This is a genomic window from Mycobacterium sp., assembly GCF_035314665.1.
In the GTDB taxonomy this organism is placed as follows: domain Bacteria; phylum Actinomycetota; class Actinomycetes; order Mycobacteriales; family Mycobacteriaceae; genus Mycobacterium.
Genome location: NZ_DATFZD010000295.1, coordinates 18275 through 32432, shown reverse-complemented (window position 1 = coordinate 32432; position 14158 = coordinate 18275). Strand labels below are relative to the sequence as shown.

Here is a 14158-nt window from a genome sequence, read left to right as displayed (position 1 = left end):
GGAATCGGGATCAGCACAGTACCCATCGGTGATCTCCGAGCTTACGACCAATCCGCCTCGACTAGCCGCCGATTCCGTTATCGAGACCGAGGTGGCTGATGAAATACCAAGGGAGGCCGACCAGCTGGACTGCGACGACGAAGCCCAGCGTGATCAGGGCGGCAAGCAGTCCGACGGCACGCCTCCGGGTGCCGATCGGAGAGAAGGCAAGGACCAGAAAGAGCGGAGCGAAACCAAACTCCACCCACATGAGAATCCGTTTGGGCGTCTCGACCGCTTTGTCATAGTCGGTGAAATGGCTGTCGGGAAAACCGGTCAGCGCTAGCTAGGCAACAGCCGCAACATGCGTGCAGTCGCCGCCATATCGTTGAAGCATGCCCGGCACGACCCGGCGTCCCGGTCATCGAATCACCGGGTTTGTCGCACGAGCTGTCGCAGAACAGGCCATGCTGGTGGAAACGCATCGCTACTTCTCGGTCACGGCGCTCCCATACGGCCTGGCGTTCCCGCGCCATCGCCTCGCAGCTTTGCCCATCGGTATACGCGATCACGGAGACGGTGATCAGGGCTACCCCACAGATAGTCGCGGCGACAACGAAATCAGTTAATTATCGACTCCGGATATCCGTGCTGGCTTGAGTTTTCGTGTCGCCCATTATCACCTTTGTCGGGCTTACTTGGAGCGCTGCGTATTTCGGTGTGCTTTGCCATGCGTTGCAGACGATTATCAGCAGTAGCAACAGGCACAGTCCGCAGATGGTCAGCTCGGCGAGAATCGTCGTCATCCTCTCAGCTCGTTATCGCCGTAGGGCGGTCGTTGGGGACAGCCGCTCTGCGAGACAAGTACTTCCTGGCCACGACGCACGATCTCGCCCGGGGGCCCGACACCGTGATGACGCCATCACTTCGGCGAAGAATGGCGTTCATTTGAACCTCCTTGCGTAGGCTGCTGCGACCCGCCGCGCCAGTAGCTGTGAGCTCCGCCAGTGCGTCTTGCACTGCCAAGGCAATAACTTCGCCGTCCTGGCCCCGGTGAACTGGACTCCGCCATGACGCCTGCCGCAATGTCGGCAACACCGCGAAGGGTTGAGAGTGGAGCCGGTTTTCTGCAGGCCCATTGCGCCGCGATGGCTAGCGACGTAACCATCACTGGACAGGAAATCGGAGCCGCATACCGGGCCGCAAGTGTGATCAAGTAGCCCATCATTGCCGAATATCTTCCTCTCGCAGACGATCCAGGGTGATTCGATGGCCAATGCGACGCTGGATTCGACCTAAAATACGTATGCGCATTTGGCGAGGCCATGTCGGCCGTGGACCAACTCCCATCGCGTTGTTGTCTCCGGCCAACAACCGACAGTGACAAGACGCCGGAGCCCGCGCGAGCGCCTCGACCGTGGTCCGAGGTGACAGGCATTACCGCTGGCGCCAACCGCTTCTGGGCGCTAGCGCTGACGACATTCAGGGCGCGTGTAGCCGATGCTTTGTCGGTAGGCACCGTCAGGCCGCGGCGCTGCTCAACGCCGCCGACCACGAGAAGGCGTGAAAAATGACGAAGAACATAGCTGTGCGTTCCGCTGGCATTGGCGCAGCGCTTATCTCCGCAATGCTGATCGCGCCGGCGGCAGCGTTGGCCGAGCCAGGCATGGTCCACTCCGGGGCGGCGGAATCATGCTCTGACATCCAAGTTGTGTTTGCACGCGGCACCGGCGAGCCACCGGGTCCTGGACGTGTGGGACAGGCATTCGTCGACTCGCTGCGTTCCGTTGTCAACGGCAAGTCCGTGAGCGTCTACGCTGTCGACTACCCAGCGTCCTATGACTTTATCCGCGCAGTCGACGGCGCAAATGACGCTCGGCAATTCGTTGAAAACGCGGTTTCATCGTGCCCGCAGACCAAAGTGGTGTTGGGCGGGTACTCGCAGGGCGCAGCCGTCGTCGACCTCATCACCGTACCTGGACAGGCAACGTTCGGATTCGGAGATCCACTACCGGACAACGTCGCTGATCATGTCGCTGCGGTGGCCGTCTTCGGTAACCCCTCCAACCGTGTCGGTGGCCCACTGACCGCGCTTAGCCCGTTGTTCGGCTTTAAGGCGATCGACCTGTGCAACGGTGCCGATCCGGTGTGTTCAGTTGGCAACGACGTAGCGGCGCACCGCGTCTACGTAGAGTCTGGAATGGCAACGCAGGCAGCACAATTCGTCGCTGATCGGCTAAAGGCTGGATAACCCACCCAATTGGCAAGTGCGGATTGATACGCGCCGGTCAGTCGCAAACCCGACGTTCCCACCCGTGTTGCCTATAACGGTCCCCGAACTTTAGGCGCCATGCAGGCTGCTGACGCAGCGTCGGCATTGCGACGGCGTCCACCGACCTGCCCCAAGTCGAACGAGCTTGAACGTAAGCCTTGCCAGCCTGTGAACCGCCGCTACAAACTACAGTGGGATGTTCTTGTGCCGGCCGCGGCGCGCCGGCGCCTCGGCCAGCGCCTGGGTCAGCTTGCTGCGGGTATGCGCGGGGTCGATCTTCTCGTCGACCACACCGATGTCGATCGCGCTGTCCACGCCGCCGGCGATCCGATCGTGCTCGGCGGCCAGCTGATCGTGCAACGCTTCCCGCTCGTGCTCGGGCGCAGCCGCCAGCGTCTTTCGGTGCAGGATCCCGACGGCCGCCTTGGCACCCATCACCGCTACCTCGGCATCGGGCCAGGCGAACACCTTGGTGGCGTTCAAAGAACGCGAGTTCATCGCAATATAGGCTCCGCCGTAGATCTTTCGGGTCACCAGCGTGACTCGCGGAACAGTGGCTTCGCCGAACGCGTGCAGCAGTTTCGCGCCTCGGCGCACCACGCCGCCCCATTCCTGGTCTACGCCCGGCAGGTAGCCGGGGACGTCGACGATCACGATCAACGGAATGCTGAACGCGTCGCAAAGACGCACGAAACGCGCTGCCTTCTCGGCACTTTCCGAGTTGAGGCAACCGCCGAGTCGCAGCGGGTTGTTGGCCAGCACGCCGACCGTGCGGCCCGACAACCGACCCAGACCGACCACCATTGATGGTGCCCACTTGGCCTGGAACTCGTCGAACGGCACATCGTCGTCGAGCAGTGCGATGACGAGCGGGTGCACGTCGTAGGCGCGTCGCGGCGATTCCGGCAGCAGCGCATGCAGGTCGGTGTCATGCGCCTCGGCTTTGCTGCGATCGAAATGCCCTTGCTGGCAGAACGATCCGACCAACCGGCGGCCGCGCGCATAGGCGTCGAGCTCGTCGTCGGCGACGATGTGGCACACCCCGGACTTTTTGTGATGAGTGTCCGGGCCGCCCAGCGACGCCATGTCGACGTCCTCGCCGGTGACGCTGCGCACCACGTCCGGCCCGGTGACGAACACCCTGCCCTCCGGCGCCATCACGACGACGTCGGTCAGCGCCGGCCCGTAGGCGGCACCGCCGGCAGCGAAGCCGACCACCACCGAGATCTGCGGAATGTAGCCGGACGCCCGGATCATGGCCTCGAACACCAATCCAACCGCGTGCAGCGCGCGCACGCCTTCAGCGAGCCGGGCCCCACCGGAGTGCCAGATACCCACGATCGGGCTCTGCTCCTCGATGGCGGTGTCGTAGGCGTTGACGATGTGGGTGCACCCCTCCATACCCATGGCACCGCCCATCACGGTGCCGTCGGTGCAAAACGCGATGGTGCGCACACCGTTGACGGTGCCCGCCGCGGCCAGCACCCCCGAGCGGTCCCGCTCGTGCAGCAGTTCCACGCTGTTGTCGTCGAAAAACGTGGACAGGCGCGGCAGCGGATCGCGTGGATCAAGTGATTCGCCAACCGCATCGGGGGCCATGATCGTCATCGCAGGTCTCCTCTTCGATTGGTGCTCGGCTCAGTACGGACCAAAGGCGAGTGCGACATTGTGCCCGCCGAATCCGAACGAGTTATTGATCGGGTAGTTGTAGTCGCCTGGCCGCGGCTTGCCCGCCACCACGTCCAAGTCGATCTCCGGGTCGAGATTCACTATCGACAGCAACTTCCACCTAGCCTCGGCGTCAGATGTAAGGGCGGTTGTCATGGCGAAGAAAAGCTCCGTCGGCGCCGAGAATCAGACGCTTGGTTTCCCGGCCGGCGGGTATCCGCGCCGCGACATCGCAGCCCGCCAGAACGGTCACACAATCGTTGGCGGCGACATAGACCTGGTCGGTGTCGCTGCCGCCGACGACGTCGCACACCCGGGCGCCGATCGGGACCTTCCATTGCACGACCATGGGGATCACGATGCCGTTTGCCGTGCCGGTTGTCGTTGCTGGTGGCGGCCAACCGGCATGGGTGCCAGCTGGAAAATGGATACCCGTGCTCGCCAAACCAGCGCAGAGGTCAATTGCCGTTCCACTCCTTCAAACTTTTGCGTGTCTGTCAGTCGGTCGTGATTACGATGGAAACCAATGGCTTACAGCGATGTTCAGCAAGTACTAATCACGGGTGGTGCCATGTGATCGGTTCATGGCCGAATAAGGGCGTGCGCGGATTCCCTACCTGGGCGCACGCCACCGCGTGACTTCTTCAGGCGCTGTTGCCTAGTACTACAGCCGTAGATCGCGGTCATTGTTGTTGATGGTGTTTTCGGTGGTGGCAGGCGCGGGCGATTGCCTGGTGTTTTCGTCGCCATGTCGACCAGGCCAGGATGTCGGCGACGGTGTGCAGGGGTCGTAGTAGCAGCGCATCGAAAAGTCGACGAAATTCGTTGACTGTCAAGGCGATTAGTGTGGCCTCGGCGGTGTCAGCGCACCGTTGTGCGGCGGTGGTGACGACCAGGAAGGCATGCGCGAGCATGGCTAGGGTGACCCAGCGATGCCAGGAGGTCCAGCGCCGCACCTGATGCTCATCCAGCCCGGCCAGTTCCTTGCCGGTTTGGAAGGATTCCTCCACCTTCCAGCGCCACCCGGCCACCCGCACGTAGTCGGCAAGGGTCGCCGGTGTGGGGCTGTAGCAGCGGTAATAGGCCAACTCGCCGGTCTTGTCGTTGCGACGGACCAGCAGATGATGCTGGCCAGCCGCGGCGGCGTCGCTGTCGGTGATCTCGATGAGCGCCCAGGAATACCAGCGATCTCCCTTGGCGCCGATACCGACCGAGCGACGCTGCCAGGCCCGCCGCGGCAGCGACCCGGTAAGCACATCGACCCGCTCGGCGCCCGCGCCGGTGCTCACCATGCGGTTGGCGCCGATGCCCAGCACGTAGCCGATGCCCCGCTGCTGCAGCCTTTGGCGCAGCTCGGGATCGGCGCCGTAGACCTCATCGCCGGCCACCGCGCCCGCCGGCATGCCGGCATCAAGGGCGGCGGTGATCATTTGCGCGGCCAAAGCGGGTTTGGTGGCGAACTCAACGTCGTCGGGAACACCGGCGGCTGCACGGCGCTCCGGGTCATCACACCAGTCCTTGGGCAGATACAGTCGCCGGTCGACCAACGTGTGCCCGGCTCGGGCCGCATACGCTAAATACACCGCCACTTGGGCGTTTTCGATCCGGCCCGCGGCGCCGCTGTATTGGCGCTGCACCCCCACGGTGGCGCTGCCCTTCGTGACATCACCGGTCTCATCAACGACCAATACCGCATCAGGATCACCCAGATGCTCGCTGACGTAACCCCGCAAATCAGCCACCACGCCCTCGGCGTCCCACTTGGCGCGCGCCAAAAGATGCTGCAACCGATCCGGGCTGGGATGACCCGCCCGCTCGGCCAGCGTCCAGCAGCTCTTACGCCCCAGATCCGAGACCAATCCAAGCATCAACGCACCGGCGTTACGCAGCGTCTCGCACCGGGAAAACCGCGACGCGACACGATCGAGAACCTCATCAAACCCCCACGCCAGCGTTCAACGTCTACGCTATGAGCCGCGGCGGCCGCGGCTAATTCTGTTGTCTTCACAAACTCCGAACAATGCCGCGGTCACCGCCTCAACCAGCGCAGACACACCGCACACCACGATCTACGGCTGTAGTACTAGATCCCATCCCGCCAGGAGCGTCAACCCCAGCGCGGCGATGGCGCCTACTACGCAGGCGACTATCGCAAGAGCCCGCATCGGCAGGGCGTTTCTTGCTCCGGTGACGTGCTCATGCTGGCGCACACGGATATTCTCAACCATCCGACATTGACGTCACCCGACGAACCCACTTGGACCACGTTGGTGCTCCCGCCGACCACGAATAGGGATGACTCATGAGCATGGCGTACCTGGCGCAACCCGAGCAGCAGCAACAACTGGAATGGCTCGACGGCGGCACATTGGCAATCTTGCTGGACGGCAAGGCCACCGATGGCAAGTTGATGATCGGACGCTTCGATGTCAGCGAAGGAGAAGCACCCCCGTACCACAAACACACGCGTGAAGATGAGGTCTTCATGCTGATCAAAGGGACCGCATTGCTCTGGTGCGACGACCAGGAGATGGAGCTATCGGAGGGCGGTATCGTCTTCCTGCCCAAGGACATTCCGCACGCGTATCGCATCACGTCGAAGAAAGCCGATCTGCTGATGATCAACACGCCCGCTGGAATCGAGGGCATGTTCCGCTACACCGGACGTGACCGATCTACGCCGCGCCCGGAGGGTTTTGAAATCTCGCCCGATCGTATGGCCGAGGGAGCAGACAAGTTCGGACAGATCATTCTTGGCCCTCCGCGCTGACCGCGCCATTCTCGGAGAAGGCCGTCAGCGCGGCAGGCCGAGCAGCCGCTCGGCGGCCACCGTGAGCAAGATCTGCTCGGTGCCGCCCGCGATGGTCAGACAGCGGGTGTTGAGGAAGTCGTGCACGACCTTGTCCTCGACGGCGCCCGCCCCTTCGCTCAGGTCCATCCGGTATTCGGCCAACGCCTGCCGGTAACGCACCCCGATCAGTTTGCGCACACTGGATTCCGACCCGGGATCTTGGCCGCCCACCGCGAGTTGGGCGATGCGCTGGTCGAGCAGCGAGCCAACCTGTGCGGTGATGATCAACCGCGCCAGCCGATCCTGTTGTGCGACATCGAGATCGATCGCTGCCGCCGCCGCGAGCAGCTCTTCCATCGGGTTACCCAGCGCGGTGCCCTGCGCCATCGCGACCCGCTCGTTGGCCAGCGTGGTGCGGGCCAACCGCCAACCGTCGTTCACCGTGCCGACCACCATCTCGTCGGGGACGAAGACGCCATCGAGAAAGACCTCGTTGAACAGTGCGGCGCCGGTGATTTCGCGCAGCGGCCGGATCAAGATGCCCGGCGAGCTCATGTCGATCAGAAAGTAAGTGATCCCTTTGTGTTTCGGCGCGTCGGGATCGGTACGGGCAAGGCACACACCAAACTGCGCGTCGTGCGCCCTGGATGTCCACACCTTCTGCCCGGTCAGCTCCCAGCCGCCGTCGACCCGCACCGCCTTGGTCCGCAGCGACGCCAGATCCGAGCCGGCTTCCGGCTCGGAAAACAGTTGGCACCAAAGGATTTCGCCGCGCAGGGTGGCCGGCACGAACTGCTCAACCTGCTCGGGCGTGCCGTGTTCGAGAATGGTCGGCGCCGCCCACCAGCCGATCACCAGATCGGGCCGCGGCACACGCGCCGACGACATTTCCTGATCGATCAGCAGCTGTTCGGTCGGCCCGGCGCCGCGACCGTACGGCGCCGGCCAGTGCGGCGCCAAAAGCTGCGCTTCGGCCAGCGCCGCCTGGCGCTTGTCGCTCGGCAGCGCAGCCACCTCGGCGACCGCTGCAGCGATCTGCGGGCGCAGGTCGGCGACCTCGCTCAGGTCGATACTCAGCCGACGGCGGACACCGGCCTGGGTGAGCTCGACGGTCCGGCGCAGCCAGCATGCCGGCCCACCGAGGAATTGCCCGATCCCATGGGCCCGACGCAGGTAGAGATGCGCGTCGTGCTCCCAGGTGATGCCGATGCCGCCGAGCACCTGGATGCAGTCCTTGAGGTTGGCCTTCGCGGCCTCGATTCCGATGCTCGCGGCGATGGCCGCGGCGATCGACAACTGGCGGCCATCGCTGTCCGCGGCGGCGACGGCCGCATCGGCGGCGGCCACCGCCACCTGCTCGGCACGGCACAGCATCTCGGCGCACAGGTGCTTGACCGCCTGGAAACTGCCGATCGGCTTGCCGAATTGCTCGCGCACTTTGGCATAGGCGACGGCGGTATCCAGCGCCCATCGGCTGATCCCCGCCGCCTCGGCGGACAGCACCGCCGCGGCGAGGTCGGCCACCCGGTCGCCCGCCGCGTCCAGCACCGTGGCCGGCGCCGACGTCAGCACCACCCGGGCCAACGGCCGGGAGAAGTCGGTCGCCTTCAGCGGCTCGACCACCACAGTGCCAGCCGAGCCGGCCGCGGCTGGATCGATGAGCAGCCATTTTCCGTCGGCGGGCAGCAACAGCAGACCGTCGGCGACCGCGCCCAGTACCCGCGGCGCCGTGCCCGAGGCCCGCGAGCTGGCGTCATCGAACTCGACGTCACCGTCGAGCGCCACCCCGGCGGTGCGGTCGCCCGAGGCCAGCGCGGCGCGCAGCTCCGGATCGGCGACCACCAGCGTGGCCAGCGCCGTCGTCGCCACCGGGCCTGGCACCAGGGCTTTGGCGGCCTCCTCGACCATTGCGCACAGATCCTCGATGCTGCCGCCGGCCCCGCCGCAGTCCTCGGGGACCGCGACACCGAACAATCCCAGATCGGACAGGCCGCCAAAAACCGGCCGCCAGGCATGCGGCTCGCCCTGTTCAATATCCCGAACCGCCGCCGTCGCGCCGGCTCGGGCCGCCCAATCGCGCACCAACTCGCGCGCCGCGAACTGTTCGGAGGTGCCGGTCTTGCTTGAGGTCACAGCCACCTGGACTCCTCGGTCGACGTAAAAGGCGCTGCCGAGACGCCCCGCGCAGCACTAGAACGTGTTCTAATAGTGCCAGCGATCGACCATCAAGTCGAATGCCATCGCAGCAGGACATCCCGGTGTCCCGGCGGCACGGAGGTGAGAAATTCGCGCTCGGCATGCGTATCGTTTCGAGCGAGGACGCGAGAAAAGGAGCTGTCCGTCAGATGTCGTCGCCAACGAACACCGGCTCGGGTCAGCCCTCGAGTTCGTCGACCGCGCAACCTCGTGAGGTGATGAGTGTGGCGGTACTGGCCGAGTCCGAGCTCGGGTCTGAGGCGCAGCGTGAGCGGCGTAAACGCATCCTGGACGCGACGATGGCGATCGCCTCCAAGGGTGGCTACGAGGCAGTTCAGATGCGTGCGGTCGCAGACCGCGCGGACGTCGCGGTGGGAACGCTCTACCGGTATTTCCCGTCGAAGGTGCACCTGCTGGTCTCCGCGCTGGGTCGGGAATTCGAACGGATCGACGCCAAGACCGACCGCTCCAGCCTGACCGGCGGGACCCCGTTCCAGCGGCTGAACTTCATGGTCAGCAAGCTCAATCGCGCGATGCAGCGCAATCCGCTGCTCACCGAGGCGATGACCCGGGCCTACGTGTTCGCCGACGCCTCCGCGGCCGGTGAGGTTGATCACGTCGAGAAGCTGATCGACTCGATGTTTGCCCGTGCGATGAGCGACGGCGAACCGACCGAAGACCAGTACCACATCGCCCGGGTGATCTCGGACGTGTGGCTGTCCAATCTGCTGGCCTGGCTCACCCGCAGGGCGTCGGCCACCGACGTTAGCAAGCGGCTCGATCTTGCGGTGCGGCTGCTGATCGGCAACGGGGAGGGTTCCCAGGTCTGACCGGTCAGGCTGGCGGCCCGGCTGTACGCCCGCGGATCAGCTCGGTGTCGAGCACCTCAACGACGGTGTGGATGTCGTCTTCGTGCAAAAGCTCACCGGCGCGGCGGCCCTTCTGCAGGCTCGGCTGTGCGACCGTCGTCAGACCGCGGCCGATGGCCTCGGGTATGCCGTCGAAACCGGTGAGGGTCATTTGACCCGGTGCGTATTTGCCGCGGCCGCGCAGGTAGTCCATTGCCGACAAGGCCAGCACGTCGGCGGTGCACATCAACGCGGTGATGCGTGGATTGGCGTCTAACGCAACCTGGGCCGCGTCGCCGCCGGATGACGCGGTGTGCTCGTAGCTTTCCACCACGGTCAACGACTCGGGGTCGACGCCGGCCGCGGCCATCGCGTCGCGGACGCCGTGGATGCGTTCGCTCTGCACATGAAACGTCGACGAGCGAAGGCGCTCTGAGTCGACCAGACCCTGGCGATGGTCGCGGCGCAGCCGCATCGTCAGCAGTCCGATCTCCCGATGACCCAAGCCGAGCACGTAGCCAGCGAGGTTGCGCATCGCCCCCCAGTCGTCGATGCCCACCGCAGACGCACCGGGTACTTCTTTGGGCTGGTCGACCACCACCAGTGGCAGTCGTCGTAGCAGCACGACTTGCAGGTAGGGATCGTCGTCGGCTGCCGAGTAGACCACGAATCCGTCGACCCCCGCGGCGAGCACCGATGCCGTCCCATCCGCGACGCTGCGGCTTGGGCCGACGGCCACCAGCATCAGCCCCTGCCCGACCTCTTCGCACGACTGGGCAAGTCCCGCAACGAAATCCAGCGCCGCCGGATCGCTGAAGGAATACGTGAGCGGTTCGGTGATCATCAGGCCCACCGCCCCGGCCCGTCTGGTTCGTAGCGATCGCGCCACTGGATCGGGTCCGGGATAGCCGATACGTTTGGCCGTGGCGAGCACTCTTTCGCGCAGCTCGGCCGAAAGCTGATCGGGCCGGTTGTAAGCATTCGAGATGGTGGTGCGCGATACCTTGAGCTCAGCCGCCAACGACGCCAGGGTCGCCCGCCGTCGCGGCGTGGGGCTCATGCGGTCTGAGATTACCGGGCATCCCGGTCGGATTTCATGAGTTGGCGTGCGCTTGATGCCTCACGCCTGCGCGGTGGGCCGCACGACAACCTCGCCGATGTCCACGTCAGGTGGCATGATCGATCGCGAACGCGATCGCCCGGGCCACCGCGACGGGCGGCATCGCGATGACGTCGCGGCGCTGCTCCAGGTCTGCCCGGACCGCCGGATCGGTCGGTCGGCGCGAAGAGCGTCGAATGGCGAGACGAAATCGTCACAGTCCTAAGCTAGCCATCGTGGCCTCTATCGACCTCAACGCCGACTTGGGCGAGGGCTTCGGCGTCTGGCGGCTCGGCGACGACGACGCCATGCTCGGCATTGTGACCAGCGCCAACGTGGCCTGTGGTTTCCACGCGGGCGACCCGGCCGGGCTGTTGCGGGTGTGCCGGCTGGCCGCCGAGCGTGGTGTGCGCATCGGCGCTCAGGTCAGCTACCGGGACATGGCCGGGTTCGGCAGACGTTTCATCGACGTTGCGGCGGAGGATCTGCTCGCCGACGTGGTGTATCAGATCGGCGCGCTGCACGGACTCGCCCAGGCGGCCGGCTCGACGGTTTCCTACGTCAAACCCCATGGCGCGCTGTACAACACGATCGTGACCAACCGTGAGCAGGCCGAAGCCGTCGCGCAGGCGGTGCAGATGGTCGACGCCAGCCTGCCGGTGCTGGGCCTGGCGGGCTCGGTGTTCTTCGACGAGGCGCAACAACGTGGCCTGCGCACGGTACCGGAGGCATTCGCCGATCGCGCCTACCAGCCCGACGCCCGACTGGTGTCCCGCCGCGAACCGGGCGCGGTGCTGCACGACCCAGACGCCATCGCCGAACGGGTGGTGGCGATGGTGACCATCGGACAAGTCACCGCGGTCGACGGTTCGGCCGTCGACGTGCAGGTGGAATCGGTTTGCGTGCATGGTGATTCACCTGGCGCGGTGCAGATCGCGTCGGCGGTGCGAGATCGGCTGAAATCCGACGGCATCGACGTGAAGGCGTTCTGCTGATGCGGCTGCGGCCCGGGCGTCCCGACATCGAGCGGTATGCGCACCGGTTCAGCGTGCCTGCCGCCGAATCCGGCACCCCGCTGACGGCGACGTGGCTAGGGGTGTCGACGCTGCTGCTCGACGACGGGGCCTCGACTCTTATGACGGACGGCTTCTTCTCCCGGCCCAGCCTGGCGCGGGTGGCGTTGGGCAAGATGTCACCGTCGCCGCCCCGGGTCGACGGATGCCTGGCGCGCCTGAAGCTGACACAACTGGAGGCGGTCATCCCGGTACACACGCACTTCGACCATGCGCTGGATTCCGCGCTGGTCGCCGATCGCACCGGCGCGCGGCTGGTCGGGGGCGAATCGGCGGCCAATGTCGGCCGTGGCCACGGACTGGCCGCTGACCGCATCGTCGTCGCAGCGTCCGGTGAGCCAATCCGGTTGGGCGCCTTCGACGTAACCCTGTTGAAGTCGCAGCACAGCCCACCCGACCGGTTCCCTGGAGAGATCACCGCACCGGTGGTGCCGCCGGCGAAGGTGTCGGCCTACCGGTGCGGCGAATCCTGGTCGATGTTGGTGCATCACCGGCCATCGGACCGGCGGCTGCTGATCCAGGGCAGCGCCGGCTTCGTCAAAGGCCTGTTGGCCGGCCAGCGCGCCGATGTCGTCTACCTCGGCGTAGGCCAGTTAGGTCTGCAACCCGAGCGGTATCTCGTCGACTACTGGACGGAGACGGTGCGCACCGTGGGCGCGCGCCGGGTGGTGCTGATCCACTGGGACGATTTCTTCCGTCCGCTGTCAAAGCCGTTGCGAGCCTTACCCTATGCGGGCGATGACTTGGACGTATCGCTGCGCGTCCTGAGCAAGCTGGCCTCGCAGGACGGTATCGCGCTGGACATGCCGACGGTGTGGCGGCGCGAAGACCCGTGGGCCTGAGTTTGTCGCTATTTCTGGCTCTGCTGTCGCTGGCGGTGGTACTCGCGTTCGCGGTCGCCCGTCCCCGCGGCTGGCCCGAGGCGTTCGCCGCCATCCCGGCCGTCGTCGTGCTGATAGCCGTCGGCGCGATTTCGATGCACGACGCGGCGGCCGAGGCGGCCCGGCTGTCGAGCGTCGTCGCCTTCCTGGGCGCGATACTGGTGCTGGCCAAAATGTGCGACGACGAAGGCCTGTTCGAGGCGGCCGGCGCCGCGATGGCGCGCGGTCGCCCTGGGTCTCGGCGCCTGCTCCGGCAGGTATTCGCGATTGCCGCGACGATCACCGCGGTGCTGAGCCTGGATGCCACCGTCGTGCTGCTGACGCCGGTGGTGCTGACCACGGTGCGGCGGCTGCGGGCACCCATGCGTCCCCACGCGTATGCGACGGCACACCTAGCCAACGCCGCATCGCTACTGCTGCCGGTGTCGAACCTGACCAACCTGCTCGCATTTCACGCGGCCAACGTGTCGTTCAGCAAGTTCACCCTGGTGATGACGCTGCCGTGGCTGGCCGCGGTGGCCACCGTCTACCTCGTCTTCCGGGTGTTCTTCCGGCGGGACCTCAGCGTGCAGCCCGATCCGCCCGAATCCGAGCCGGCGCCACAGACACCGGTTTTCGCGCTGGTGGTGGTGGCGCTGACGCTGGCCGGGTTCGTGATCGCGGAGGCGGTCGGGGTGGCCCCGGCCTGGGCGGCGCTCGCCGGGGCGGCGGTGATGGCCGTGCGCAGCCTGGCCCGACGGCACACCACGGCGGTGGCGATCGTCCGCTCGGTGAACATCCCGTTTCTGGTGTTCGTGCTGGCGTTGGGCGTCGTGGTGCAGGCGGTCATGCAGAACGGTGTGGCCGAGCGGATGGGCGCGGCATTGCCGTCCGGTTCCGGGTTGCCCGCACTGCTGGGATTCGCGGCCGCTGCCGCGGTGCTCGCCAACGTCGTCAACAACCTGCCCGCGACACTGGTGTTGGTACCGCTGGTCGCAAGCAGCGGGCCCGCTGCGGTGCTGGCCGTGCTGATCGGGGTGAACATCGGCCCCAACCTGACCTACGTCGGGTCGTTGTCAAACCTGTTGTGGCGCAGCGTGTTACGTCGGTATGACGTTTCGGTCAGCGTCGGCGAGTACACCAGGCTCGGACTGTGCACCGTGCCGACGGCGCTGGTGGCGGCGGTATTGGCGCTGTGGGCCGGTGTGCGGGTGCTGGGCATCTAGCCCTCAGTAGTATCAGCAGCCTCTGGCGTCTCTCCGAGGAGGGACAGCCTCTCCTCCAATTTGAGACCGTATCCGATATCAACAGTGATATCGCATGCGCCTTCGTTTCTCAACACGGTGCCCCACCACCTGAGGGTGCTGGTGTG

General features: G+C 65.6%; 13 protein-coding genes and 1 pseudogene. 8 read left to right on the top strand and 6 right to left on the bottom strand.

The genetic code is table 11. The features are described from left to right. From VKI00_RS20850 to VKI00_RS20840, 3 genes are all read left to right on the top strand, one after another. On the top strand, nt 1-325 hold a 325-nt coding region (locus VKI00_RS20850), incomplete at its 5' end, for a hypothetical protein (protein ID WP_324440760.1). A gap of 49 nt (nt 326-374) precedes the next feature. Then, nucleotides 375-608: a hypothetical protein gene (locus VKI00_RS20845; RefSeq protein WP_324440758.1), complete on the top strand. Its 234-nt coding sequence runs from the start codon at nt 375-377 to the stop codon at nt 606-608. Between the two features lie 941 nt (nt 609-1549). Then, nucleotides 1550-2230 (top strand): cutinase family protein, encoded by a 681-nt coding sequence (locus VKI00_RS20840; RefSeq protein ID WP_324440756.1) that lies wholly within the window; start codon nt 1550-1552, stop codon nt 2228-2230. 207 nt (nt 2231-2437) lie between these two features. Here VKI00_RS20840 and VKI00_RS20835 read toward each other — a convergent pair whose 3' ends face one another. The 4 genes and pseudogenes from VKI00_RS20835 to VKI00_RS20820 all read right to left on the bottom strand — a co-directional run bounded on the left by VKI00_RS20835 (nt 2438) and on the right by VKI00_RS20820 (nt 5871). Further along, a complete protein-coding gene (locus VKI00_RS20835; protein ID WP_324440754.1) occupies nt 2438-3859 on the bottom strand; it encodes an acyl-CoA carboxylase subunit beta in 1422 nt (473 codons plus the stop codon). A 30-nt stretch (nt 3860-3889) separates the two neighbouring features. After that, nucleotides 3890-4015 (bottom strand): annotated as a pseudogene (locus VKI00_RS20830) (hypothetical protein); the annotation flags it as partial. A 37-nt stretch (nt 4016-4052) separates the two neighbouring features. After that, complete coding sequence (locus tag VKI00_RS20825; RefSeq protein WP_324440753.1) at nt 4053-4268, bottom strand: hypothetical protein; 216 nt, start codon at nt 4266-4268, stop codon at nt 4053-4055. Nucleotides 4269-4602: 334 nt separating this feature from the next. Beyond that, nucleotides 4603-5871: an IS701 family transposase gene (locus VKI00_RS20820; protein ID WP_422656528.1), complete on the bottom strand. Its 1269-nt coding sequence runs from the start codon at nt 5869-5871 to the stop codon at nt 4603-4605. A gap of 350 nt (nt 5872-6221) precedes the next feature. Between VKI00_RS20820 and VKI00_RS20815 the strand changes: the two genes are divergently transcribed. Further along, a complete protein-coding gene (locus tag VKI00_RS20815; protein WP_324440749.1) occupies nt 6222-6689 on the top strand; it encodes a cupin domain-containing protein in 468 nt (155 codons plus the stop codon). 24 nt (nt 6690-6713) lie between these two features. Here the strand turns inward: VKI00_RS20815 and VKI00_RS20810 are convergent, their stop codons facing one another. Then, nucleotides 6714-8843, bottom strand: coding sequence for an acyl-CoA dehydrogenase (locus tag VKI00_RS20810; RefSeq protein ID WP_324440773.1), 2130 nt, complete (start codon nt 8841-8843; stop codon nt 6714-6716). Between the two features lie 287 nt (nt 8844-9130). On the opposite strand from VKI00_RS20810, the gene kstR reads away from it, so the two are divergent. Further along, complete coding sequence (gene kstR, locus VKI00_RS20805; protein WP_324440771.1) at nt 9131-9736, top strand: cholesterol catabolism transcriptional regulator KstR; 606 nt, start codon at nt 9131-9133, stop codon at nt 9734-9736. Between the two features lie 4 nt (nt 9737-9740). On the opposite strand, the gene VKI00_RS20800 is transcribed toward kstR, so the two are convergent. Next, nucleotides 9741-10814, bottom strand: a complete 1074-nt coding sequence (locus VKI00_RS20800; protein WP_324440747.1) for a substrate-binding domain-containing protein — start codon at nt 10812-10814, stop codon at nt 9741-9743. A gap of 275 nt (nt 10815-11089) precedes the next feature. Here VKI00_RS20800 and VKI00_RS20795 point away from each other — a divergent pair, with 275 nt between their 5' ends. Genes VKI00_RS20795 through VKI00_RS20785 form a run of 3 tightly spaced genes read left to right on the top strand, consistent with a single transcriptional unit; the run spans nt 11090 to nt 14012 of the window. After that, on the top strand, nt 11090-11848 hold the full coding sequence (locus VKI00_RS20795; protein ID WP_324440745.1) for a 5-oxoprolinase subunit PxpA: 759 nt from the start codon (nt 11090-11092) through the stop codon (nt 11846-11848). Next, the gene (locus tag VKI00_RS20790) at nt 11848-12768 is read left to right on the top strand and encodes an MBL fold metallo-hydrolase (protein ID WP_324440743.1); all 921 of its coding nucleotides are present in this window, start codon (nt 11848-11850) and stop codon (nt 12766-12768) included. The genes VKI00_RS20795 and VKI00_RS20790 overlap by 1 nt, the downstream gene beginning before the upstream one ends. Nucleotides 12769-12770: 2 nt before the next feature. Continuing rightward, on the top strand, nt 12771-14012 hold the full coding sequence (locus VKI00_RS20785) for an SLC13 family permease (protein ID WP_324440769.1): 1242 nt from the start codon (nt 12771-12773) through the stop codon (nt 14010-14012). Nucleotides 14013-14158: the final 146 nt, after the last annotated feature.

What these genes read in the sequence shown, in the direction of transcription:
- VKI00_RS20825 (WP_324440753.1), bottom strand. Translation starts at nt 4,268, where the DNA reads ATGGTCGTGCAATGGAAGGTCCCGATCGGCGCCCGGGTGTGCGACGTC.
- VKI00_RS20815 (WP_324440749.1), top strand. Translation starts at nt 6,222, where the DNA reads ATGAGCATGGCGTACCTGGCGCAACCCGAGCAGCAGCAACAACTGGAA.
- VKI00_RS20790 (WP_324440743.1), top strand. Translation starts at nt 11,848, where the DNA reads ATGCGGCTGCGGCCCGGGCGTCCCGACATCGAGCGGTATGCGCACCGG.
- VKI00_RS20840 (WP_324440756.1), top strand. Translation starts at nt 1,550, where the DNA reads ATGACGAAGAACATAGCTGTGCGTTCCGCTGGCATTGGCGCAGCGCTT.
- VKI00_RS20800 (WP_324440747.1), bottom strand. Translation starts at nt 10,814, where the DNA reads ATGAGCCCCACGCCGCGACGGCGGGCGACCCTGGCGTCGTTGGCGGCT.
- VKI00_RS20845 (WP_324440758.1), top strand. Translation starts at nt 375, where the DNA reads ATGCCCGGCACGACCCGGCGTCCCGGTCATCGAATCACCGGGTTTGTC.
- VKI00_RS20835 (WP_324440754.1), bottom strand. Translation starts at nt 3,859, where the DNA reads ATGACGATCATGGCCCCCGATGCGGTTGGCGAATCACTTGATCCACGC.